Annotated in this window: 2 protein-coding genes; both read left to right on the top strand. The window is 54.1% G+C overall.

The features are described from left to right. A partial coding sequence (locus AC1RPN_RS07915) for a hypothetical protein (protein WP_481763671.1) occupies nt 1-426 on the top strand: 426 nt, incomplete at its 5' end. Beyond that, nucleotides 419-836 (top strand): hypothetical protein (locus AC1RPN_RS07910; RefSeq protein WP_481763670.1); only part of this gene is annotated, 418 nt, incomplete at its 3' end. The genes AC1RPN_RS07915 and AC1RPN_RS07910, both read left to right, overlap by 8 nt.

Here is an 836-nt window from a genome sequence, read left to right as displayed (position 1 = left end):
GATCAACACAGCCACAGTCGCGTCAATGGCAATCGTCCGTTCGGAGGGAACATGAGCATAGCGTGGATTGGCGTTGACTCTGATGGAACGCTAGCATCGGATGAAAGCGGTTGGGAAGGACCTCTACACGCTGGGCCGCCCATCGCACCGATGGTGGCGTTTGTCCAAAACCTAATCAAGCAGGGCCATACAGTCAAGATCATGACAGCACGTGTAGGCCTGCATCCGGATCAGACTGATGAAGAGCTGGAAGCAATCCACCAGTTTCTGGGGGACTGGTCTGAAGAACACATTGGCACGCGCCTTGAGGCCACGTGCCAGAAAGACTATATGATGATTGCCTTGTTTGATGACAAGGCATTTCACGTGACGCCGAACACCGGCATCGTTCACCTGCCTGAAGAAGAGGAAGAATCTGATGTTTGATATCGAACCGCAATACGAAGCTCCGTCCATTCTACGTTCATTGTTTAGTGATCGCGCAAACGCCGACTATCTGCTGCAAGCGGCAGGTCATGGCCTGCACATGAATAACCCGTACCACAACCTTCAGCATGAACTGCATGTCGTGTACTGGTCCCATGTGGTGGCCACAAACGAAAACTCGCTTCGGCCCAAGGCCAGCAACCACTACCTCGTGCAGGGCGATCTGAAGGCTCTGGCCGTGGCCTCGCTGTTCCATGACCACAATCACTCGGGTGGTGCTGAACGAGATACCGTGAACATCCAACGAGCCATCCAGCGCGTGTTCACTCGCGACATCAACCTGATCCTCGAAGACGAGGGAATCAATAAGGAAACGGTGCGCGACCTGATCCGTGCCACCTGTTTCGAGA

The sequence above is a fragment of the Dellaglioa sp. CoH-57-MRSF-20 genome, from assembly GCF_056781955.1.
This window is presented reverse-complemented; position numbering and strand designations above follow the sequence as displayed.